The following is a 23707-nucleotide window of genomic DNA, read 5'->3' on the forward strand; positions in this document are numbered from 1 at the left end:
ATCTTTTGTGTAGTCGTATAATAGAAGCATGGAACAATATCAAAAAAGATGAAAAGCAAAGGAGTCTTAGATGAAGATACAAACAATAAATCTGGGAAAAGGCGGCGGTGGGAAAACCACGGATACTTTTAATGAGGGAGATTGGATGGCACGTCTAAAGGGATTGAGAGTTTGTCTAATTGACGGCGCCTGGGAATGCAATCTAACCCGCACTTTTGACGTAACCAGCGAAAAGACTATTTATGATATTTTTACGACTGGAGAGTATGAGATTGTTCAAATTTCTGAAAATCTCAGTTTAATCTGCGGAGATGAACGTCTAACAGATGAGCAGCTGGATCTTGGCAGTCGAAATAATAAATACTTGCAACTCTTTATGTGGTTTAGTGAGCACTATGAGGAGCTGGCCGCTCAGTTTGATGTGATCCTGATTGATACCCATAATGACGAAAGTTTGGTGACGGCCAATTTTATTGCCGTTTCGGATATGGTCTTAGCGGTATCCGATGCTTCTCTCAACGGTTTTCGGGCTTGGCTGTCTCTGAAGAAATTTGTTGAGTTTATCAAGAATGAAGCGATTGAGGTCATTTCTAAAAAGAGCTATGTCACAGCGGAACCTTATCTGATTGGCAATAAAATTAAGTACGTTGGCCAAAATGTGACAGATACCTGTAAGCAGTTTTTAGAAGTTGTGGAAGAAGATCCTGCTTACCTGGGTTCTATCCAGGAGAAAGAACTGATGGCTAAAAGTTTGGTCATTGGTCAAAGCGTCTTTGAACAACGTGAAAAGATGACAGACAGTCAAAAAGAAGCTCATCGGAAGTTTTATGATAATATGGATTATGTCTATGAAAATATATTAAGAGTATTAGAAGGAGAAACCGTATGACAGAAAATCGTTTTGCCCAGGTAAAAGAAACCTTTAAGCCCTCACCTGAGAAAGTGAGAGCAACACACCAAAAGAGCACCCGCAACTCTAAAAAGGCTGCGTCTAACTATAACAAGAAAGGCCGCTATCCTTTTTCCTTACACCAAGATGTCCGCTATGACAAGCTGGAGGAGTTGGTGGAATACCATCAAGCTAAATCAGCTTCAGATTATTTAGAAAATCTGATCATTCGGGAGTGGGAAAGGATGCAGCGAAAACTTAAAAAGTAAGGAGATAAGCTTATGATTATCCTGAATATGAAAAACTTAATTCGACTGTTCTTCATCTTTCTGGCAGCGGTGGCTGTCTTTGTCTTTTATAAGTCCTATGGCTTAAGCATGCTGTTCTTGCTGATTGTAGGGCTACTGGCTCTGAAGTTTGTACCAGTCTTGGTTCTTCCTATTGCCATTATTGCTATAATGGTTCATTTTACAGGGGACTTCTCCTTTATAGCAGACTCCATTGTAGCTATTTTCCTAGTCATCCCCTGCTCAATGATTGCTTATCCAGTCTTTGAACGTCTGGTGAACTCTATCCAGAAGAAAAAATAAGAAAATGAGCTTCATTCCAAAGTGAGGCTCTTTTTTATTTAAGGTCTATTAGTTGAAAAAAGAGGTAAAAATTGATTAAAATAGATTTTAATTTAACTTTCAAGGAGAGTGTTAATGACTGTTTTTGATGAAAGAGAATTAAAGGATCAATTATTTGCGCAAAATGCGAAAGATGTTTATGAGAGCATCGTTCAGTACGATGAAGAGATGGTTCCCATCATGAAAGCCAGAGGTTATACCTGTATTCACTCAATGGAGCGGACGGTTGCCTTTACTTTTGGAGAAATAACCTTCAGACGCCGCCGTTGGAAGAAAGGGGGTGAGTGGGTTGTGCCTGTCGATGAGAAGCTAGGCTTGTCTAAGAACACTCGCTTCTCCTGGGAGTTTATGTACCAGGTGGCCTGCCTCTCTACCATGATGCCTTATGATAAGGTCATCCAGGTTATTCAGTTGACTTATCATATCCGTATCACCAAGCCGATTGTTGTGAAGGCTGTCAAACTTTGCGATGAACTTCTGAAGGAGAAAGCAACTTATCGCTTTTATGGAGATGAAGAGGCTCAAGAAAAGCAGCCTGTCGATGTGATTTATATTGAAGGAGATGGGGTGATGGTGAAAGCGAGTGATCAGGAAGATCCTAGTCGAAACTATGATCTCTCTCATTTTGTCATTCACACGGGAAGCAAAAAGGTAGGAAGTAACCGCTTTGAACTTCAAGGGAAAAAAGAGTTTATCTCCTTAGATAATCGATTGACGAGAGATCAAGTGCTAGACTACCTCTATAACCACTTTGACATCAAGGAAGAAACTATCCTGATTACCAATTCGGACGGCGGTCATGGTTATACACCCTATATCTTTAAAGAGATAGCCAAAGCCCTAAAGGTAAAACGTCATGAGCACTTCTGGGACGCTTACCATGTCAACCAGAAGCTGAAGCTTGCTTTTAGGCCTTATGCAGAAGAACTCCTGGATTTAGCTTTCCAGGCGATCAAGCAGCACGACAAAGAAAAGCTGCGGACTGTCCTTGATACGACAGAGGGCTTACTGTCTACAGAAGAGGAGGAAGAAGAGTTTGAACACTTTAAAAATAAACTCCTACAAAATTTTCAATACACCAAACCAGCTAATTTAAGAGGACTTAGTTCTTCAGGAATTGGGGTTATGGAAAGCCAGCACAGAAAAGTCACCTATCGCATGAAAAAGCGTGGTATGTACTGGACGGTACTTGGCGCCCAGACCATGAGCCAAATGATTATTCTGAATTATGAGGATGGCTTGCGTGAGCTTTTCTTTGGTTGTTGGCGAGAGGAATATGAGGAAATGATGGAACTTGATGATATAACTGGAGGGACAATCAAGGTTAAACAAAATAAGGTAAAACGTTGCTATCGCTTGCCTAATTTTCGCTATCCTTCTAAACGTCGTCTTGGGAAAAAGTAAGTTATACAATAAAGTATATAATAAGTTATATATTAGTCGCTTTTTCAAAAAAGTGTTTTTTCTGCTGTTTTTTTACAGAAAATACTTGCATAGTGGGTACTTGTGTGCTATAATACTTATTAAATAAATCGAATAAAAAAAGACGAAAGGTGCGTCAACACCTTCCGCCTTACCGAGTAAGAACTCGTCCTTCTTACTCAGTCTTCATCTAATGATACAGGATAAAGTCCATTCTGTCAAGACTGAGCAAGAAAAATGTTCAGTCTTTTTTTGCACTCCTCGGTCAAAGTTCTCCTTTCATATTACAAGAAATGGGCTTTCTAAAAAATTCTACCACATACCCCCCAATACTTAAGTTTGACATATCGTCAATTTTAAGATATAATTAACTTGCTACAGTTAAGTGTGTTAGTTGGTTTCAGTGGGAACTGTCTGACGCACTTTTATTTAATTTTCAAAGTACAAACTTTAAATCCATTACGTTAAACCTTACTACTCAATTTTTTACTTACATAACCATAACTTTGAATAAGGTTTCACTGGATTTTTGCTTTATAAGCTATTGCTTATATTTGTATTATATAACTCATTGCTTATATTGTCAATAGTTTTTTTGAAAAAATTTAAAAATTTTTAAAAAAGGACAAAAACATGTTTCCAGAACGCTTAAAATCTTTACGATTAGAAGCCAACCTTACTCAAAAACAGGTTGCTGAAAAATTAAATATGAGCCAACCAGCATATCAAAGCTGGGAAAGTGGAAAGAGAAAGCCTGGGGAAGAGACGCTAAACAAATTTGCGAATTTTTTCAGTGTCTCTATTGATTATCTATTAGGTAAGACCGACAATAGAAAATCGGATGAAATAAATCTCTCAGAGTTTGAAATTTTATATAGAAAGACTTCAAAAAATCTAACTGAACAACAAAAAAAGGATCTTGAAGAAGTCTTAAAAGAAGTGCTGATTGAAAGACAAAAGCTCATTGAGGAAAAGAAAAAAACAGGCTGGAATTAATGAAACATCCTTATTTCAAAGTCACCCAAAAAGCAAAAGAATTACTATACCCTTTTATGAAACTGAATGATATGAAGGCGAGCAGCTATACATATCATTCTTTTTTTGAATCTCAAATTAGTAGCAATAATATTTTAGTCATAGGACATGATTTAAGAAATACTATATCTGGTTTCTCTATTATTGATAATCAAGGTATTTACTTAATCACCTATGACAGCAGTCACCATCAACATAGGCAAAATTTCACCAAATGCCATGAACTCGGGCACTACCTTTTAAACCATGACGGAAAAGTATTTACTGATAACAACGAAAATAACTTGCAAGAAATAGAAGCAGATTATTTTTCAAGTTTTATCCTAATGCCGGATATCATTCTTTTAGGTAATATTTTACATGAAAATAAGAGTTTTCAGGATATTTTTCATAGTCTTGACGTATCACCTAGCGCTCTCTTTAGAAGACTGAACGACATTCTATCATTTAACACTAATCTAAATGCAACCGAAATTAATTCCATTATATGGGACTACCAATCAAATCGAGATCGAAATGACATTCAATCTATCTTCAATTCTCTAAAAGACGGAATTATCAAAGATTACCGACAAGCCAAATTATCACCTTTCGATAAACTTCAGCAGCTTCTAACAAACAAAAACTTCATCACTCACCAATCATTGCCAGAACTAAAAGATCAATCCTTTTGCCAAAAAGTAAGAAGAATATTCCCCAATATTAAGACCTGGTCCAAATATGAACGAGGTAAAACTCTCTGGTATGCCTGGAATAGCAAAAAAATGACTGAAAAAGAAGTTCAACGAGCTGTCAATTTTGCCTTATATGATCTACAAAATAAAAACGACTAATCTTTACTAGTCGTTTTCATAATCCCATTCAGACATTTTTTTAGCCTTCTTATAAATCTCTGAACCCTCTTTCACGTATGAATCATTATTAAATGTTAAAACACCACCTTTTAAAACATAAGGATATTCATGTAAATTTGTTTCTTGAACTTCAATCACCTGTTTTTCAGTATCTACACGCCACATGTCCCCCTCACTTTCGTCACCATATTTCGTAGAATAAGCATCTTTAAACAAAGCTATCTTCCCATCAATTTTCAACGTATTATCTTCAATGACTGTATTGCTTTGACGGTGATAAACGTAGTAAGTGCCATCTAAGCTATTGCCCAAATTGGTTACCCCGCCAGCACTATTAATGATAATCAAATACACAACAAGAGCTACAGCTGCAATACCTCCAAGAATACTCCAAACAAATTTTTTATTAAATAATTTTTCTTCCATCTCTCCACCTCCATGTTTTCTATAGATATTATACCACAAAATAGATAAAATAAAATGTATAATCCCAAAACTATTGCATCTTATTTTATCCATTTTGAAAAATTTGGTCACCTATTTGGTCAACCTTTATTATTTCAATACTATCAAGAAAAAGACAAAGCCTTGATATATCGCTGGTTTATTTGCTTATTTACTTGATTCTCTCCATTTATTTACCGGCCGCCGGTATAGCTTAAGTTTAGCGGAGTATTTTTACTTCGTTTTTTTGTTTTCTCTTTAGTAATTATTTGCAAGGTAATGCGGAAGATTGAATCATGATTTTACTTGTAAATTCACACTCAACTAATGTAATTGATTCACCATCAAATTGTTTATAAGATCTAGAATGCTAATAAGAGGCAGCTTAGTTTGTTACTTTTCATTCTCTGATTGAGTTTTATTTAGGGATTAAGAATCTAATTGTATGATTAAATATTTTTTGTGAAAAGCATTTTACTTTTACTGAAAATTCTTGACTCTTTTCTTTTTTGTGGTATAATTAACCAGTAAAGCTTTAACTGGTTAAGAGAAGGAGGGAAGAAATGACTCATTTAGCAGAGAAGATCGATCAATTTTTAAATGAAGTTATTTTGAAGGCAGAAAATCAGCATGAGATTCTGATTGGTTCTTGCACGAGTGATGCACCTTTAACCAATACGCAGGAGCATATTTTGATGCTTTTGTCTGAGGAATCCTTGACAAATTCTGATTTGGCAAAAAAACTGAATGTGAGTCAAGCTGCTGTCACCAAGGCTGTGAAATCTTTGGTAAGGCAAGAGATGCTACAAGCTTTTAAAGATAAGAGAGATGCACGGGTTACCTTTTACCGTTTGACCGACTTAGCGCAGCCGATTGCAGAGGAACATCAGCATCATCACTCGCATACTTTGGAGACGTATCAAAAATTGGCAAAGCAGTTTGCTGCTAGTGAACAGGCGGTGATTGCGAAGTTCTTGGAAGCCTTAGTGGGAGAGATTGGTAAATGAGATATATCACAGTGGATAATCTTTCCTTTTACTATGACAAGGAGCCTGTGCTGGAGCATATTCATTATTTTCTAGACAGTGGTGAGTTTGTAACTTTGACGGGGGAAAATGGAGCTGCTAAAACGACGCTTATCAAGGCTAGTTTGGGTATTTTGCAGCCTAAGCATGGGGAAGTGAAGATTTCCAAGACCAATGTGCGAGGCAAGAAACTGCGGATTGCTTATTTACCTCAGCAGATTGCTAGTTTTAATGCAGGTTTTCCTAGTACGGTGTATGAGTTTGTCAAGTCGGGACGTTATCCGCGCAAGGGTTGGTTTCGTCGTTTGAATGAGCATGATGATGAGCATATCAAGGCAAGTCTGGAGTCGGTTGGAATGTGGGAACATCGGGATAAGCGAATTGGTTCTCTTTCTGGGGGGCAAAAGCAGAGGGCTGTGATTGCTCGGATGTTTGCTTCGGATCCGGATATTTTTGTCCTAGATGAGCCGACAACAGGTATGGATGCAGGCAGCAAGGATGAATTTTACAAGCTCATGCACCATAGTGCTCATCAGCATGGGAAAGCTGTCTTGATGATTACACACGATCCGGAAGAAGTTCGTAAATATGCCGACCGCAACATTCATCTGGTCCGTAACCAGGACTCACCTTGGCGCTGTTTCAATGTGCATGAAAGCGACAATGGACAGGAGGTGAGCCATGCTTAATCTATTTTCCTATGATTTTATGCAACGAGCCTTTTTGGCCGTTATTGCCATGAGCCTCTTCTCGCCGATTCTGGGGACTTTCCTGATTTTACGGCGGCAGAGCCTTATGAGTGACACGCTCAGTCACGTTTCACTGGCAGGTGTAGCTTTTGGTTTGGTTCTTGGACTATCGCCCACTCTCACAACGGTGCTTGTCGTCATTGTTGCAGCAGTCTTTTTGGAGTACCTACGAACTATCTATAAGAATTTCATGGAAATCGGGACGGCTATTCTCATGTCAACTGGCTTAGCTATTTCCTTGATTGTTATGAGTAAAGGCAAGAGTTCTAGCTCGATGAGTCTGGACCAGTATCTATTTGGATCCATTGTGACTATCAGTAGGGAGCAGGTGATTTCTCTCTTTGTCATTGCTGCTGTGGTGCTTGTCTTGACCTTCCTCTTCATTCGCCCCATGTATATCTTGACCTTTGATGAGGATACGGCCTTTGTGGATGGGTTGCCGGTGCGGACCATGTCTATTCTCTTCAATATCGTGACGGGTGTTGCGATTGCTCTCATGATTCCAGCTGCGGGAGCCTTGCTGGTTTCGACCATTATGGTCTTGCCGGCCAGTATTGCCCTGCGGATTGGGAAAAATTTCAAGTCGGTCATTTTGCTGGCAAATGCCATCGGCTTCTTTGGTATGATTGCCGGACTTTATATTTCTTACTATGCAGAGACGCCAGCTAGTGCTAGCATTACGATTATCTTCGTCAGCTTGTTCTTGCTGGTCAATCTGGTCAAAAAATTTATGAAATAGGAGCAGAAAATGAAAAAAATTAGCTTACTATTAGCAGGTTTACTGAGTATTTTCTTAGTAGCTTGTTCCAATCAAAAAAATGCAGATGGCAAGCTCAATATTGTCACGACTTTTTATCCTGTTTATGAGTTTACCAAGCAGGTGGCTGGAGATGAGGCCAATGTTGAACTTCTAATCGGGGCAGGTACAGAGCCGCATGATTATGAGCCTTCAGCTAAGGCAGTTGCGACGATTCAGGATGCAGATGCCTTTGTCTATGAAAATGAAAACATGGAGACTTGGGTTCCAGATTTGCTAAAAAACTTGAAAAATAAGGAAGAAAAGGTTATCAAGGCGACTGGAAATATGCTCTTGCTGCCTGGTGGTGAAGAGGAAGAAGACCATGACCATGGTGAAGAGGGACATCATCATGCCTATGATCCCCATGTCTGGCTGTCACCGAAGCGGGCTATTAAAATGGTGGAGAACATCCGTGATAGCTTGAGCAAGTCTTATCCTGACAAGAAAGCGGCTTTTGAGAAAAATGCAGCGGCTTATATCAAGAAGCTGGAAGCCTTGGACAAGGAATATGAAGATGGTTTGGCCAATGCCAAGCAAAAGAGCTTTGTTACTCAGCACGCAGCCTTTAACTATCTGGCATTGGACTATGGTTTGAAGCAGGTGCCAATTTCTGGCCTTTCACCAGACAGTGAGCCATCCGCTTCACGCTTGGCTGAATTGACCGAGTATATCAAGAAAAATAAAATCAAGTATATTTACTTTGAAGAGAATGCCTCTCAGGCTCTGGCTTCTACTCTGGCTAAGGAAACAGGGGTAGAACTTGATGTCCTGAATCCGCTGGAAAGCTTGACCGAGGAGCAGACCAAGGATGGGGCAGACTATGTTTCTATCATGCAGGCCAATCTAAAGGCTCTCAAGAAGACAACTGACCAAGAGGGAGCGGAGATTGCAGCCGAGAAAGAAGAAGACGATAAGACAGTGCAAAACGGCTACTTTGAAGACAGTGCCGTCAAGGATCGGACCTTGTCTGATTATGCTGGCGAGTGGCAGTCTGTTTACCCTTATCTGAAAGACGGGACCTTGGACCAAGTCTTTGACTACAAGGCTAAGCTGACTGGAAAAATGACAGCAGCTGAATACAAGGACTACTATGACAAAGGCTACAAGACAGATGTTTCCAATATCAATATCACAGACAAGACTATGGAATTTGTGGTAGATGGAAAATCCAAGAAATATACGTATAAATACGTTGGTAAGCACACTTTGACTTACTCTAAGGGAAATCGTGGAGTTCGCTTCATGTTTGAAGCGACAGACGAGGATGCTGGGGAGTACAAGTATGTTCAGTTTAGCGACCACAACATTGCACCGACCAAGGCGGCTCACTTCCATATCTTCTATGGTGGCGAAAGCCAGGAAGCACTCTTTGACGAGCTGGAAAACTGGCCAACCTACTATCCAAGTAAGTTGACCGGTCAAGAAATTGCTCAAGAGATGTTGGCGCATTAATATAAATAAAGTAAGAAGACGGGACTATCCCGCCTTCTTTTTTTGCATATAAGGAAATGACGATAAAAACACTTGACAAATTACGATTACAAATGTAAACTAATAAAGAGTTAGATTACAAATGTAAATGATAAGGGAGTGTTAAACAATGGAACAGCAAAATATTAGCCAAGCAGAATGGCAAGTGATGCGCGTGCTATGGGCCTATCCACACAGTCGCAGTACAGAGATCATAAAGCGGTTAGAAGCCGATTTTTCCTGGAAGCCGGCAACCATCAAGACTCTTTTGAATCGTCTGAAGACCAAAGAATTTATCGCCATGGAAAAGATCGAGGGCAAGTTTTACTACGATGCTCGGATTTTAGAAGCGGACCATCTGGAAAGTACTTGGCAGGCTCTTTTTGACAATATCTGTAATACTAAACATGGAGATCTTTTGATTTCAATGATTGAGGGCAATCAGTTTAGTCAGGGGGATTTGGAGCGGCTCAGTCAGGTTATAGACAAAAAAAGAGCTTCGGCTCCGCTGGAAATCAAATGCCACTGTCCGCAAGGTCAGTGTCGTTGCGGGCACGGAAAGGAGGCGCATTGATGAGCGAGAAGAAAGAATACAAACTCTCTGGTATGACCTGCGCTGCCTGTGCTATGACGGTAGAGATGGCGGTCAAGGACTTGGAAACGGTCGAGGACGTCAGTGTCAATCTGGCGACAGAACGTCTCAGTTTGCTTCCTAAGGCGGGATTTGACAGCCAGCAAGTGCTGGATGCTGTAGCCGAGGCTGGTTATCAGGCTGAAGAAAAAGGAAAAAACAAGCCGTCTGACGTAAGCGAAGAAGCTGTGATTAAAGCTCAGAAATTGCAAAAAAAGAAACAAGAGTTACTGATTCTTTTGATTACGGCTCTGCCTTTACTTTATATCTCTATGGGAAGTATGGTCGGTCTTCCGCTGCCCAGTTTCTTGGACCATATGGAGCATCCCTTGGTCTTTATTCTTTCACAACTGCTTTTGACTCTGCCTGCTGTGTGGATCGGTCGTGGTTTTTATCAGAGAGGATTTCGCAATCTTATCAAGAAACATCCCAATATGGATAGTTTAATTGCAGTGGGGACCAGCGCAGCATTTTTCTACAGCCTCTACTCGGTCAGTCAGGTTTTTCTTGGTCATCATCCCTTTGTTCATCAGCTTTACTTTGAGTCTGTTGCAGTGATTATTACCTTGGTTCTTCTGGGTAAATATCTGGAAAGTTCTGCCAAGGGTCGAACGTCTCAGGCGATTCAGTCTCTACTTGAGCTAGTACCTAGTCAGGCGACAGTGATTCGCTATGGAGAGGCTGTGACCATTGATACGGAGGATATCCGAGTTGGAGATATTATCCGTATCAAGCCAGGGGAGCGTATGCCAGTAGATGGCCTTGTGACGGAGGGACAGACCTTTGTGGATGAGTCCATGATGACTGGTGAAAGTGTCCCAATTGAAAAAAAGGTTGGCGATACCATTACCAGTGCAACAATCAATCAAAATGGTAGTATTGACTATCAAGCAACTAGGGTGGGTTCGGATACGACCTTAGCTCAGATTGTTAGATTAGTGGAGGAAGCGCAGGGGTCTAAGGCTCCGATAGCGGCTTTGGCCGATAAGATTTCGCTCTATTTTGTCCCAATCGTGCTGAGCTTGGCTACTTTGTCCGCGCTTGGCTGGTATTTTCTGGCTGGTGAGAGTCTTAGCTTTTCTCTGTCAATCTTTATCGCAGTTCTGGTCATTGCCTGCCCTTGTGCGCTGGGATTAGCCACTCCGACAGCCATCATGGTTGGGACTGGTAAAGGGGCTGAAAATGGCATTCTGATTAAGTCTGGTCAAGCTTTGGAAGCTGCTTATCAGCTGGATACTATTGTTCTTGATAAGACGGGGACGATTACGGTTGGCAAGCCCAGCCTGACGGATTTAGTGCTTTTAGGTGATTTTAATCGCTCTGACTTGTTGAGGTTAATAGCTAGCGCTGAGCAGCATTCTGAGCATCCTTTGGCTCAGGCTATCTTAGAAGCTGCTCAGCAGGAGGAGCTTGATTTGCTGCCTGTCAGTCATTTTGAGGCCATTGTTGGACGAGGCTTGTCAGCTCAGGTTGAGGGGAGACAGCTTCTGGTGGGAAATGAGTCTCTGATGGCAGAAAATCACATTGACAGCAGTGTCTTTCAAGAACAGTTATTGGAGCTTTCCCAAGAAGGGAAGACAGCTATGTTTGTCGCAATAGATGGACAGCTAGCAGGTATTTTAGCGGTAGCAGATGAGATGAAATCCAGCAGCCTGAAGGCGGTGCAGGAGCTCCAGTCTATGGGACTAGAAGTCATCATGCTGACAGGAGATCGTGAAGAAACAGCGACAGCTATTGCCCAGAAAGCTGGAATCCAAAAAGTCATTGCAGGTGTATTGCCAGATGGGAAGGCCGCTGCTATCAAGAACTTACAGGAAGCTGGGAAAAAACTGGCTATGGTAGGAGACGGTATCAATGATGCGCCGGCTCTGGTCCAGGCCGATGTTGGAATTGCCATCGGCTCTGGCGCCGATGTGGCTATTGAGTCAGCAGATGTAGTGCTCATGCATAGTGATTTGCAGGATGTAGTCAAGGCTATCAAGCTCAGCCAAGCGACCATCCGTAATATCAAGGAAAATCTCTTCTGGGCTTTTGCCTACAATACACTAGGTATTCCGATTGCTATGGGGCTATTGCATCTTTTCGGCGGTCCCTTGCTCAATCCTATGCTGGCTGGTCTAGCCATGAGCTTGAGCTCAGTGTCGGTTGTCGTCAATGCTCTGCGTCTAGGACGCTTTAAAATGAACTAAATATACGGAGGAATGAATCTATGAAACAAACAATTCAGTTAGAAAATTTATCTTGTCAAAATTGTGTCAAACACGTCACCCAGCACTTCCTATCTATGGAGGGAGTGTCAGATGTGGTTGTGGACTTAGAAAAGCAGACAGCCCAAGTCACGACTGATAAGCCTTATGGTGCATCTGATTATGAAGCGGCTCTGGCAAAAACAATCTACAGGGTTCTGGATGTGGCAGAAGCTGAGTAAATAAGGTCAGTAGCTGTGCGCCTGCCCAGCTGCTAGGATTCTTCTTGTAAAAAGCGATAAAATAATCTATAATGTTACTAATCACATGATTTATCTTACCGTGAGAAAGAGGAGAAAAATGAAGAAAAAAGCTTTACCTTTTTTACTAGCAGGAGCTGCTTTATTAGCTATGACAGCTTGCTCAAGGGGCAGTGCTACGAATCAATCAGAGACGCCTACTAGCAGTACGGGCTCAGAAACAAGTTCTGTGGAGCAGGCATCCAGTCAATCAACTGCAGCAGCATCTTCAGCAGCTAGCAGCGCTAGCTCAGAGAGTGCGAGCACAGAAAAAACCAAGGAGAAGAAGGAAGCGATGGACATTTCAGCACTTGCAAATGGCAATTATGCCAGCGTTAAAGGAACCTGGCAGGATGCTTCTGGCAACCAGCTTGTTTTTGATGACAAGGGCTTGGTTTCAAGTGTTTATGAATTGTACGGAGCTTCTCTGACAGACTATGGCACTGCTGCTGGTGGTGTCTACGGCGGAGAAAGCGGAGGTTTTCTGATTGAGTTTCTTCCAAAGGGAGTTAAGGTCGCAGACAAGGAAAACTTTACAGACAACTCCGATGCTGGCCAAGATAGAATCTGGACAGGTGTTGGCCTGAATAGCTTTGACGAACAAGGCAGCTTCTATTATCGCGTGGATTAAATGAAGCTTGGCTTTTGATGTTAAAATCTATATAGTTGATGAGAGCAGAAAAACATCTGCTCTTTTTTCTTTGGGAGAGTAAGAAATTTTACCGACAAAAAAGCCTGCCTAAATTAGGCGGGCTTCATAATTTTGAGTTGAATTAGGATTCACTGTGAGGTGTTATAAACTGATCCATAGGGGTTGAAATCACATTCAGGAAGAGCTTGGCGAAATCCTCTGCTGGCATAGGATCTTCTTTGATAATCCAAATTTCAATGAGGGAGTTAATCCATCTAACAACAATTTCCGTAGCCATTTCTTTTGGAATTCCCAATTTTTTAGAGTCAATTTCTAAATTTTGCACGACCCACTGAGTGAAGAAGGTGGATAGATAGTCACTCCAGAAAGGATCGATAGCTGTAGTATAGAGCACCTTCATCCATTTCCTATGTTTATAGAGGGTAGGAATCATATGCTTGGCAAAGAAGCAGAATGGATTTTCTCCATTTCCTTCTTCGTAGCTTTCATACAGGGGCAAAAACGGAGTCATAATTGTCTGGCGGATGTATTGGATAATGTCTTCAACATTACTAAAATGCTTTTTATAGATAGCCTGGCGCGATAGACCGGCTTGTTTAGCAATCTCTGAAAAAGTAAAATAAGACTTTTCAGGATTTTGCTCTGCCAGCTCAATTAAGGCATTGACGACTTTGTCTCGAGTATCTTGGGGCATAAGTACCTTCCTTCTTTTATATTAAGTTCTTGCTGGTATGTCTAAAAAAATAGAGCAGACTCCAACAAAGCAGTTTACCATTTGTCAACTAAAATAATAACACTTTATAGAGAAAATGTCCAATTATTTTTAAAATTTAATATAAAAAACCAGTCTTCCCTTACAAGGACTGGTTCTGCCATTTCTCTGCTTTTCTTCTAGTTGGTTATGCGATAACAATTTTGTTTGAAGAACCAGCTGGACTATCATAGGCAGCAAAGCTGGTTAGGGGTGAAGATACAAGGTTGAGAAATGTCTTAGAAAACTGCTTGCAAGGAACGGGGTCATCCTGAGTGATCCAATTCTCGATAAGAGAACTAATCCAGCCGGCCAGCAGTTGATTGGCCAGGTCTTCAGGAATACCTAATTTTTGGTGGTCCAGATTTAGATTCTGCTCGATCCAGTCCTTGTAACTGGCAGTAATAAAATCGCTCCACAAGGGATCGACAGAACTAGTATATAATATTTTAATGCGTTGGCGTTGCTCATAAATAGCGGGAAGAATCGTTTGAGCCAAAAAAGTGAAAGGATCTAAGTCCGCTTCAGAATGGTTGCTATTCCAGTTGGGGGCAAAGGCTTGCTTTACCATATCTTGGCGAATGTATTCGATAATTTCAGTAGTGTTATTAAAGTGTCGTTTGTAAATAGCCTGTCTTGACAAACCGGCTTCTTTAGCGATTTCTGTAAAGGTAAAACGCGACCTGTCTGGCTGTTTATCTGCTAATTCAAAAAATGCATCTAAAATCCTATCTCGTGTATTAAGAGCCATAATTTTATCCCTCCTATACCATTTTACTTTTTCTGTCTGAAATAAGCTAGAAAATAGCCCGGAATTTTTACTAAAAAAGTTTACACATTGTTAAATGGAAAAATTTTTAGTTTAATTTCTGGACATCATGTCTGTTTAAAAACTGGACGATTTCACAAAAATGTACATAAATCAAGCCGATAATTCTTTTATTTTAACAAGTTAATATGATAAAATAATAAAAAGAAAATCTTATCAGAAGTCAAATAGAAAGTGTAGTTTAAAGATTACCTAATCTGAAAGATTTATGGGAGGTTTGACTGGACTTTTTATTAAGGATTACTGATCAGGATAATAAACTATGTTCAGGGGAGAATAAAATGAAAAGAACAGAAAAAGTTTTGCGATATTCTATTCGGAAGTCAGTTTTAGGTGTTGGTTCAGTCCTTATTTGTGCTCTGTTTTTAGGTCACGGTATAGTGGCGGCAGATGAGGAGCAGCCTGTTGCAAATGCAGTAGAGACTCCGGTCGCTGCATCACCAGTAAATCAGGATTTGATAACGGTCAAGGAGGCTGCTAATACGGAAGTAGGCACGTTTCTGGCTGAAAAAGTGACAGATCTTGGGAATAATCCAAATTTGTCAGCTGAGGAGCTTGCAGCAGCTAAGGAGGAAGTCAATCAAACAGCTGCAAAGGCTCAGAATGAAATTGCTGCAGCTGAGGATAAAGAAAGGATTGATCAAGCTAAGGAAGATGGATTGGCAGACATCAACTCTATCAATCCAGTCGGCAAAGATTTACTTCTAGATGAAATCCAAAATGGAAAAGCAGAGTTTGATAAACTTGTAGATAGTAGCGATTTACTGCTTGAGGAGCAAAAGAAAAGCTTCCAAGAGTCTGTAAGGAAGAAGGCAGCAGAAGCAGAAGATGCAATTCAGAAATTAGATGTTAATGCAGCAACAGCAGAGCAAGCGGAAGTGATTCAAGAGCAGGCAGTAACCGAGGAAGATAAGTTTTTCAAATTTATAGCAAGTTCAACCGTAGATTTCACTCTGGCTGCCAAATTAGCTGACTTGGAAGCAAATCCTAATCTTTCAGAAGCAGAAAAGAAAGCAGTTAGAGGCGAGATAGAGCAGGTGGTGGAAGCAGCCAAGAAGGCTATTGAAGGAGCAGATTCTCAGGAAGTCTATGACCGGGAAAAAGAAACAGCTATAGCCCGCTTAGCCAAGATTCACCCTATTGGCAAAGAGCAGTTCTTAAAAGAAATTCAGGAAGAAAAAACAGCTACTATCGAGGCTGTTGAGAAGAGTCAAAGTCTTTCTGTTGAGGAAAAAACTGCAGCTAAAAAGAAAATTGAAGATGCAGCAGCCATAGCTCAAAAAGCAATTGCAGCTTATAATGCTTGGGTTGAAAGTCCTGATGATGCCGAAAAAATTCAAGAACAGGTAGCGGCAGAGAAGCAAGGTTTGCTGAAAGCTACGACTGGACTGAAACTAGATCTTGCTCTGTCTGATAAGCTAGCAGACTTACGGAGCAACCCGAATCTGTCAGATGCAGAACGGGCTACGGCTAAAGCTGAAGCGGAAGCAACTCTAGCAGATGCGAAAACAGCGCTTGAAAAGGCTGATGCCGAAGAAGAACTAGAGAGAATTGAGGAAGCTGGAATTGCTAGCTTGGACACGATTCATCCAGTTGGCAAAGATTTGGTTTTAGATGAGCTTGAAGAAGAAGTCGACAAACAGATTGAAGCAATTGAACATCATCAAACACTTTCAGAACTCGATAAAAAGCAAGCTAAAGAAAAGATTCTAGCAGTATTAAAGACGGTGACAGATGCGATTGCGCAGCTAGATGATAGTGTAGACAGTGCTGAAAAAGCAGAGAAACTGCAGGAACAGATCGCTGCTGAGCAGACAAAAGCTCTTGAAAATCTAGAAGCGATTGCCAAGAATGCTGCTAAAGCTGAGACAGCTTCTTCTATTCCAAGTGATTCACCACAGGAAGATAGGCAAGAATTTAGTGGAGGGGTCAGTGATTCTGAACCGACAACAGCGATAGAGTCAGAGTATGATTTATCTAGCCATGAGGTTGGAACCCATCCTGATACAGCTCCGCAGGCGTCTGCACAGCCAGAATTCAGTGGCAATGTTAGTGATTCAGAAGCGGCAACAGTAACACGGCCTGAATTTACAGGAGGCGTCAATGATTCTGAGCCAACCATGGCAGAAAATAACGCCTATGATGCTGGCGTTCAGCCATCAGTCAGGAGTGCACATCCAGACAGCGCTCCTCAAATGGCGGCTCTTCCGGAATTTACCGGCGGTGTCAATGCTACTGACGCGGCAGTAGCTGATGCTTTACCTGCTTACCAAGTAACTAGCGGTATTTTGCCAGCAGTTGATGAGGCCAAATCAGTACAAGAGCAGTCTTCATTAGCTAAGGTCACCCAGCCAGCTCAGCTTAAAAACAAGGAAGGTAAGAGTGGTGCGTCAGTCTTGCCGCATACGGGTCAAGCTTCTAATGCTCTTCTCACAGTTGCAGGAGTTATCAGTGCTTTAGGCGCAGCTGGATTGTCACTCCGTGGTAGAAAAAAAGAAGGATAAGTTTTAAAGAGGCCACTTGGTCTCTTTTCTGATGGAGAAAATTTTTAAAAATTATGCAAACGTTTTACTAAAAGTGCTTGAAAAAGTCAAAAAAAAACGATATAATGGACAATGTGAAAGCGCTTTGCAAACGAGAGCTTAAAAGAAAATATTTTTATTCAAAAGAAGGGGCTTATTATGGTCGAATTAAATCTGAAAAACATCTATAAAAAATATCCCAACAGCGATCACTACTCAGTGGAAGACTTCAATCTAGATATCAAGGACAAAGAATTTATCGTCTTTGTCGGTCCTTCTGGTTGCGGAAAATCAACTACGCTGCGTATGATTGCGGGTCTTGAAGACATCACCGAAGGAACAGCCTCTATTGACGGTACAGTGGTCAATGATGTGGCGCCAAAAGACCGTGACATCGCCATGGTCTTCCAGAACTATGCCCTTTATCCACACATGACTGTCTACGACAACATGGCTTTTGGTCTTAAGCTGCGCAAGTACAGCAAGGAAGATATTGAAAAACGGGTCAATGAAGCAGCAGAAATTCTGGGCTTGAAGGAATTCTTGCAGCGTAAGCCAGCTGATTTATCTGGTGGTCAGCGTCAGCGGGTAGCAATGGGACGCGCTATTGTTCGGGATGCAAAGGTTTTCCTTATGGATGAGCCTTTGTCTAACTTGGATGCTAAGCTGCGTGTTTCTATGCGGGCGGAGATTGCCAAGATTCACCGTCGTATCGGGGCAACAACTATTTATGTTACTCACGACCAGACTGAAGCTATGACCTTGGCGGATCGTATCGTTATCATGTCAGCGACCAAGAATCCTGCTGGAACTGGAACGATTGGTCGAGTGGAGCAGATTGGTACACCGCAGGAAGTCTATAACAACCCAGTTAATAAGTTCGTTGCCGGTTTCATCGGCAGCCCAGCTATGAACTTTATCCCAGTTAAGCTTGAAGGGAATGAGATTGTCGCAGAAGGGTTGAGCTTGACTGTGCCAGAAGGAGCTCTCAAGGTTCTGCGGGAGAAAGGTTACGAGGGCAAGGAGCTGATCTTCGGTATTCGTCCGGAAGATATCAATGCGGAAGCTGCTTTCTTGGAAACTTTCCCGAATTCAGTTGTGCATGCTAAAATTTCTGTTTCAGAATTGCTGGGAGCAGAGTCTCATCTCTATTGCCAAGTGGGTTCTAGTGAGTTTGTGGCGCGTGTGGATTCACGCGATTACCTAGAAACTGGTGCAGGTATTGACCTAGGCTTTGACCTCAATAAAGCGCACTTCTTTGATCCAGAGACAGAGAAGACAGTCTATTAATCAGTTGATAAACAAATAACGCAGACAGGCTTGTCTGCGTTTTTAAAATGGCTGTTATAACATCATTTTTTACTGAAAGGTGATCAGATTTTTTCTTGTTTTAGTTTTCCGATAAGAATCTCAGCTGAAATGGTGGTATGTGTAAGCTGCTCCCAATTGATTAGATTTTTTTCAACATGAAAGAGTAAAGGAGTCATCTGCAGCAGGGCAGTTTTCTCCTCAGAATGCAGAGCATGGGTTGATTCTACGGTTTTTCTAGATAGGATCGTAAAGTGCTTCTGGAAGTGCTGGATGATATCTTGATTAGAATAATCTTTCTTGTCCAGATATTGAGCAACTTTTTGACGAATTTCTTTCAGATGATTTTCTGTTGGGATGACTTTAATGATAAGTCCCTCTTTTTTCAATACTCGCTGAAATTCATGGTAATTAGCTGGTGAGAAGATGTCCAGCAAGACATCCATGCTTTGATCCTGAACGGGCAAGTGTGCCAAATCCCCGACGAACCATTTTACAGCCAGGCTCTGATCGCTTTTGGCAGCTAGTTGGATAGAATCTTTGGATAAATCAAAAGCGTAAATTTCTTTGTTGGGGAATTTTTCCTGAATTTTTCGAGCATAGTAGCCCTCTCCGCAAGCGACGTCTAGAATGGTCTGTTCTTCAGGCAGGGTCTGCAGCAGATCCTGCAACTCATCTAGGATATGCTGATAAAAGCCGGCTTCCAAGATGACTTTTCTATTTTGAAAGCTCGTTTTGTCATAGTCTCTAGCTTGTTTGACCTGGGGAGCTAGATTGACATAACCGAATTTGGCGATGTCGTAGGAATGGCGATTAAGACACTTGAGGCTGCTTTCTTCCATAGCCAAGCTTTGCTGGCAAAGTGGGCAGGCCAGAGCCGAAGCTTGGGCAAAGCGGGCGAGTTTTGGTTTCATGAGAACTCTCTTTCTATCTGTTTTTATAAAGTTGAATGTCCTTTCCTTCGTAAGACATAGAAAAATCCGATTCAGGTAATCGGATTTTTATCTTTAGTAGGTAAGGACAAAGTATTTCTTTTTACCACGGCGGATAACTGTCAGCTCGTCTTCCAGTTTATCTGAGTCGCTGAGAACATAGTCTAAATCTTGGATGCGCTCGCCATTGAGGTAGATAGCACCGTTTTGGACGTCCTCGCGAGCTTGACGTTTGGAGTTTACCACACCGGCTGTCACAAGCAGTTCTACAATATTGAGGTTGTCTTCTGCTTGGACCTGATAGTTAGGCACACCGCGCAAACCTTGTTTGAGTTCCTTGACAGATAGGTTCTTGATATTTCCGGCAAAGAGCTGCTCAGTGATATTGAGAGCTTCCTGGTATGCTTCTTGACCGTGAACCAGACTGACCACTTCGCGTGCTAGGACTTTCTGCGCCAAGCGTTCGTGTGGTGCTGCTTCAAACTGTTGGCGAATCTCTTCGATCTCATCCAAGGATAGGAAGGTGAAGATTTTCAAGAAGCGGATAGCGTCTGCGTCCATGACATTCATCCAGAATTGATACATTTCATAAGGAGAAGTCTTGTCAGGATTGAGCCAGACAGCATTGCCTTCTGATTTACCAAATTTTTTGCCAGTAGCGTCGGTAATGAGCGGAACGGTTATTACATGGCCAGTCTTGTCAGCCTTGCGGCGCAGGAGCTCTGTACCTGCTGTCATATTCCCCCATTGGTCAGAACCACCGATTTGCAGGGTTACGCCATGGTTTTGATTGAGGATATAGAAGTCATATCCTTGCATGATCTGGTAGGCGAATTCTGTATAGGAAATCCCTGTCTCAATCCGGCTCTTGACAGAATCTTTACTCATCATGTAGTTGACTGTGAAGTATTTGCCGACATCGCGCAGGAAATCGATAAAGCTGATGCTGCTGAACCAGTCATAATTGTTGACCATTTCGGCCTTATTATCGCCCTTTTCAAAGTCCAGAAAACGAGAAAGCTGATCTTGGATAGATTTCACCCAGCCTTCCACGGTTTCCTTGGTTTGGAGACTGCGCTCTGCATCCTTAAAAGATGGATCACCAATCAATCCAGTTGCTCCACCGACCAGAGCGTAGGGTTTATGGCCAGCTAGTTGCAGGCGGCGGCTGGTCAGAATGGCTACCAAGTGGCCTAGGTGTAAGCTGTCAGCGGTTGGATCGTATCCGGTATAATAAGAGACTTGTCCTTCTTCTAAGGCCTTGCGTAAAGCTGCTTCATCAGTGGTTTGGAATACCAAGCCACGTTCTTTTAGCTCATCAAAAATGTGCATCATGTCTCTCCTATTCTAAAAGCCAAGAAATTGGCTTATCTATATTTTAAATTTATGTTACTCTATTGTATCATAAAGCTTTTAAATAGCAATGATTCCTTGAAATAAATCATAGATATTTGGTATAATGGGAAGATAACAAGGAGAATCGAACTTGGAACAATTAATAGAAAAATTAAAAGAGTTCTGGGGAAAAGCCCAGCAGTTTATCAAAAAAATACATCTTCCAGAATGGAGCAAGAAGATCGGCAGTGGCAACAATGGCTGGTCTATCGGTGATGTTTTTGCTGTTTTCTTGCGGACTTTTAAACTTCTGATGAATATGGCTTTTGTGTTTATATTCTTCGGTGGCGTAATCGGTGCTGGGATTGGGATAGGCTATGCAGCTAGTCTTTTCAGTAAGGTGGAAGTGCCCAAGCAGGAAGAGCTGGTCAAGCAGGTGAATAATATCTCTGGTATTTCTAAGCTTACCTATGCCGATGGCAGCTTGATTGCAGAAGTGGACAATGATTTGCTCCGCATTCCGGTTAAGAGTGACGCCATTTCTGAAAATGTAAAAAAAGCCGTTATCGCTACAGAGGATGAGAACTTTGAAACGCATAACGGAGTGGTGCCCAAGGCTGTGCTTCGGGCTACGCTCGGTTCTGTTGTCGGAGTTGGATCTTCTAGCGGTGGGTCAACCATTACCCAGCAGTTGATCAAGCAGCAGGTAGTGGGCGATGCGCCGACCTTCAAGCGGAAAGCAGCGGAGATTGTCGATGCGCTGGCTTTGGAGCGCTATATGTCCAAGGATGATATTTTGACGACCTACTTGAACGTTTCGCCTTTTGGGCGCAACAATAAGGGGCAGAATATCGCTGGTGTGGAAGAAGCTGCTCAAGGAATTTTTGGTGTCTCTGCTAAGGACTTGACAGTGCCCCAGTCTGCTTTTATTGCCGGCTTGCCACAGAGTCCGATTGTTTATTCGCCTTATGCAGCGGATGGCAGTCTCAAGAGTGAAGGGGATATGGCTCTGGGCTTGGAACGTGCCAAGGATGTGCTCTATAATATGTACCGGACGGGCCATCTAAGCGAGAAAGAGTACAAGGAGTACAAGGACTACGACTTGACCAAGGATTTCAAGCCTTCTGAAAGCTCGGAAAAATCTTCGCATGGCTACCTTTATTACACAGCGATTGAAGAAGCCCAGCAGACCATGTACGAGTACTTGATCCAGCGGGACAATGTTTCCCAGCAAGAGCTGAAAAACAACGACACTGTCAAAGCCTACAAGGAATTGGCTGCTAAAGAACTGAGCGATGGCGGCTATACTGTCACCACCACAATCAACAAGAACATTCATACTGCTATGCAAAATGCAGTAGCCAACTATGGCGGCGTCTTGGATGACGGAACTGGTGCAATTGAAGTGGGAAATGTCCTCTTGGACAACAAAACCGGTGCTGTGATTGGCTTTGTCGGAGGCAGAGATTATGCTTCTAATCAGAACAATCACGCCTTTGATACGGAACGCTCACCGGGTTCGACTATTAAGCCGATTCTGGCTTATGGGATTGCTATTGACCAAGGTCTGATGGGCAGCGCCAGCGTTCTTTCTAACTATCCGACTAACTTTTCAAGTGGTGACCCAATCATGCACGTGGACAGCCGTGGTACAGCCATGATGGACTTGCAAGAAGCTCTCAATACTTCTTGGAATATCCCTGCTTATTGGACTTACCGCGGATTACGCGAAAAAGGTGTCAATGTCCGTGGCTATATGGAAAAAATGGGCTATTACATCGATGACTACAGCATTGAGAGTCTCCCAATGGGCGGGGGAATCGAAGTATCTGTAGCTCAGCACACCAATGGTTTCCAAACCTTGGCTAATAATGGAACCTACCAGAAAAAATACATGGTTGAAAAAATCACAGACCGAGATGGCAAGGTGATTTACCAGCATAAGGCCAATCCTGTTCAGATTTACAGTCCAGCAGCTGCTACGATTATGCAGGAGCTCATGCGGGGCGTTATCAATTCTGGAGCGACTACGACCTATAAATCCAGAATCAGTCAGGTCAACGGAACCTTAGCTGGAGCCGACTGGATTGGTAAGACTGGAACGACCAACACCAACGGTGATATGTGGCTGATGCTTTCTACTCCAAAGATGACTTTGGGAGGCTGGATTGGTCATGATGATAATAGCTCTATGGCGGCGTTGACTGGTTATAATAATAATGCCTCCTACATGGCCTATATGGCAGATGCTATCTATCAGGCAGATCCAAATGCCTGGGGTGTTGGTGATAAGTTCACTCTTGATCCAAGTGTGATTAAGTCTGATGTGCTCAAGTCCACAGGGGAAAAGCCAGGTACAGTAACGGTAAACGGCCGCTCTGTTAATCTCAGTGGCCCGACTGTGCCTAGCTATTGGGCTAAAAATGGTGCTCCGACCACGACCTACCGGTTTGGTATTGGGGCATCAGATGCGGATTATCAGAAGGCTTGGTCAGCTATACTGGGCGGTTCTACCTCTAATTCTAATTCCAGCTCCAATTCCAACAATAACCGGCAGGGGAACTAGCGCATCAAGAACAGTTTTAACTTTTCAGAAAGCGGATGAAATCCTTGCAATTTCTAGCTAAATAAGATATAATGATAACAATAATTTGTCGTGTGCTTTATTTGAAATATTGTCCAAATAGAAGCTTACAGCAGTTAAATCAAACTTGAATAAGTCAGATTTAGCTGCTCTTTTTGTGCCTATTTTTAGGAAAAACGGATTATGTAATCATAATTTAATTTTTCTGAAAATTATACAAAAGGGACTGATTGTAGCTGTTTTGCAGCATTGTAAATGAAAGAGGATTTTCCTCTGAAAACATTTCACAGAACTCGCCCTCAAAGCGTTGAGAAAAAGATACGTCTTTTCTCGCTTTATCAAGGGCTTAGTATCTTATCATA

The 23707-nt window shown here is 41.9% G+C and carries 22 protein-coding genes; 17 read left to right on the plus strand and 5 right to left on the minus strand.

All coding sequences use genetic code 11. The features are described 5' to 3' along the window. Positions 1-70: 70 nt before the first annotated feature. From RWX26_RS07040 to RWX26_RS07065, 6 genes are all read left to right on the plus strand, one after another. On the plus strand, positions 71-889 hold the full coding sequence (locus RWX26_RS07040) for a ParA family protein (RefSeq protein WP_053794445.1): 819 nt from the start codon (positions 71-73) through the stop codon (positions 887-889). Then, positions 886-1158 (plus strand): hypothetical protein, encoded by a 273-nt coding sequence (locus RWX26_RS07045; protein ID WP_023916998.1) that lies wholly within the window; start codon positions 886-888, stop codon positions 1156-1158. Before RWX26_RS07040 ends, RWX26_RS07045 begins: the two co-directional genes overlap by 4 nt. 12 nt (positions 1159-1170) lie before the next feature. Then, positions 1171-1479 (plus strand): hypothetical protein, encoded by a 309-nt coding sequence (locus tag RWX26_RS07050; protein WP_176799711.1) that lies wholly within the window; start codon positions 1171-1173, stop codon positions 1477-1479. Positions 1480-1593: 114 nt separating this feature from the next. After that, complete coding sequence (locus tag RWX26_RS07055) at positions 1594-2922, plus strand: ISLre2 family transposase (RefSeq protein ID WP_060971036.1); 1329 nt, start codon at positions 1594-1596, stop codon at positions 2920-2922. Positions 2923-3573: 651 nt separating this feature from the next. Next, a complete protein-coding gene (locus RWX26_RS07060) occupies positions 3574-3936 on the plus strand; it encodes a helix-turn-helix domain-containing protein (protein WP_002934542.1) in 363 nt (120 codons plus the stop codon). Further along, a complete protein-coding gene (locus RWX26_RS07065; RefSeq protein ID WP_270619058.1) occupies positions 3936-4808 on the plus strand; it encodes an ImmA/IrrE family metallo-endopeptidase in 873 nt (290 codons plus the stop codon). Before RWX26_RS07060 ends, RWX26_RS07065 begins: the two co-directional genes overlap by 1 nt. 6 nt (positions 4809-4814) lie before the next feature. Here the strand turns inward: RWX26_RS07065 and RWX26_RS07070 are convergent, their stop codons facing one another. Continuing rightward, positions 4815-5348 (minus strand): hypothetical protein, encoded by a 534-nt coding sequence (locus RWX26_RS07070; protein ID WP_002927175.1) that lies wholly within the window; start codon positions 5346-5348, stop codon positions 4815-4817. Positions 5349-5836: 488 nt separating this feature from the next. Here RWX26_RS07070 and RWX26_RS07075 point away from each other — a divergent pair, with 488 nt between their 5' ends. From RWX26_RS07075 to RWX26_RS07110, 8 genes are all read left to right on the plus strand, one after another. After that, a complete protein-coding gene (locus RWX26_RS07075; RefSeq protein WP_314580345.1) occupies positions 5837-6280 on the plus strand; it encodes a zinc-dependent MarR family transcriptional regulator in 444 nt (147 codons plus the stop codon). Then, on the plus strand, positions 6277-6987 hold the full coding sequence (locus tag RWX26_RS07080) for a metal ABC transporter ATP-binding protein (RefSeq protein ID WP_314580347.1): 711 nt from the start codon (positions 6277-6279) through the stop codon (positions 6985-6987). The genes RWX26_RS07075 and RWX26_RS07080 overlap by 4 nt, the downstream gene beginning before the upstream one ends. Next, positions 6980-7786, plus strand: a complete 807-nt coding sequence (locus tag RWX26_RS07085; protein WP_002910879.1) for a metal ABC transporter permease — start codon at positions 6980-6982, stop codon at positions 7784-7786. Before RWX26_RS07080 ends, RWX26_RS07085 begins: the two co-directional genes overlap by 8 nt. A 9-nt stretch (positions 7787-7795) precedes the next feature. After that, a complete protein-coding gene (locus tag RWX26_RS07090; RefSeq protein ID WP_314580349.1) occupies positions 7796-9298 on the plus strand; it encodes a zinc ABC transporter substrate-binding protein AdcA in 1503 nt (500 codons plus the stop codon). Between the two features lie 148 nt (positions 9299-9446). Next, positions 9447-9890, plus strand: coding sequence for a CopY/TcrY family copper transport repressor (locus tag RWX26_RS07095; protein WP_314580351.1), 444 nt, complete (start codon positions 9447-9449; stop codon positions 9888-9890). Further along, on the plus strand, positions 9890-12136 hold the full coding sequence (locus RWX26_RS07100; protein ID WP_314580353.1) for a heavy metal translocating P-type ATPase: 2247 nt from the start codon (positions 9890-9892) through the stop codon (positions 12134-12136). The genes RWX26_RS07095 and RWX26_RS07100 overlap by 1 nt, the downstream gene beginning before the upstream one ends. A 20-nt stretch (positions 12137-12156) precedes the next feature. Continuing rightward, positions 12157-12375, plus strand: a complete 219-nt coding sequence (locus tag RWX26_RS07105) for a heavy-metal-associated domain-containing protein (RefSeq protein WP_124766017.1) — start codon at positions 12157-12159, stop codon at positions 12373-12375. 85 nt (positions 12376-12460) lie between these two features. Continuing rightward, positions 12461-13063, plus strand: a complete 603-nt coding sequence (locus RWX26_RS07110; RefSeq protein WP_314580354.1) for a DUF6287 domain-containing protein — start codon at positions 12461-12463, stop codon at positions 13061-13063. Positions 13064-13205: 142 nt separating this feature from the next. On the opposite strand, the gene RWX26_RS07115 is transcribed toward RWX26_RS07110, so the two are convergent. Beyond that, positions 13206-13778: a TetR/AcrR family transcriptional regulator gene (locus RWX26_RS07115; RefSeq protein ID WP_314580356.1), complete on the minus strand. Its 573-nt coding sequence runs from the start codon at positions 13776-13778 to the stop codon at positions 13206-13208. Positions 13779-13983: 205 nt separating this feature from the next. Continuing rightward, positions 13984-14586 (minus strand): TetR/AcrR family transcriptional regulator, encoded by a 603-nt coding sequence (locus RWX26_RS07120; protein ID WP_314580358.1) that lies wholly within the window; start codon positions 14584-14586, stop codon positions 13984-13986. Positions 14587-14945: 359 nt separating this feature from the next. Between RWX26_RS07120 and RWX26_RS07125 the strand changes: the two genes are divergently transcribed. Further along, the gene (locus RWX26_RS07125; RefSeq protein ID WP_314580361.1) at positions 14946-17168 is read left to right on the plus strand and encodes an SIALI-17 repeat-containing surface protein; all 2223 of its coding nucleotides are present in this window, start codon (positions 14946-14948) and stop codon (positions 17166-17168) included. A 177-nt stretch (positions 17169-17345) separates the two neighbouring features. Continuing rightward, positions 17346-18476 (plus strand): sn-glycerol-3-phosphate ABC transporter ATP-binding protein UgpC, encoded by a 1131-nt coding sequence (locus RWX26_RS07130; RefSeq protein WP_314580363.1) that lies wholly within the window; start codon positions 17346-17348, stop codon positions 18474-18476. A gap of 83 nt (positions 18477-18559) precedes the next feature. On the opposite strand, the gene RWX26_RS07135 is transcribed toward RWX26_RS07130, so the two are convergent. Next, positions 18560-19408, minus strand: coding sequence for a methyltransferase domain-containing protein (locus RWX26_RS07135; protein ID WP_268685694.1), 849 nt, complete (start codon positions 19406-19408; stop codon positions 18560-18562). A gap of 93 nt (positions 19409-19501) precedes the next feature. Next, on the minus strand, positions 19502-20758 hold the full coding sequence (gene tyrS / locus RWX26_RS07140) for a tyrosine--tRNA ligase (RefSeq protein ID WP_314580398.1): 1257 nt from the start codon (positions 20756-20758) through the stop codon (positions 19502-19504). A gap of 154 nt (positions 20759-20912) precedes the next feature. On the opposite strand from tyrS, the gene pbp1b reads away from it, so the two are divergent. Then, complete coding sequence (pbp1b, locus tag RWX26_RS07145) at positions 20913-23327, plus strand: penicillin-binding protein PBP1B (RefSeq protein WP_314580368.1); 2415 nt, start codon at positions 20913-20915, stop codon at positions 23325-23327. The last annotated feature ends 380 nt before the right edge of the window (positions 23328-23707 follow it).

The organism is uncultured Streptococcus sp. (assembly GCF_963536705.1).
Lineage (GTDB): Bacteria > Bacillota > Bacilli > Lactobacillales > Streptococcaceae > Streptococcus.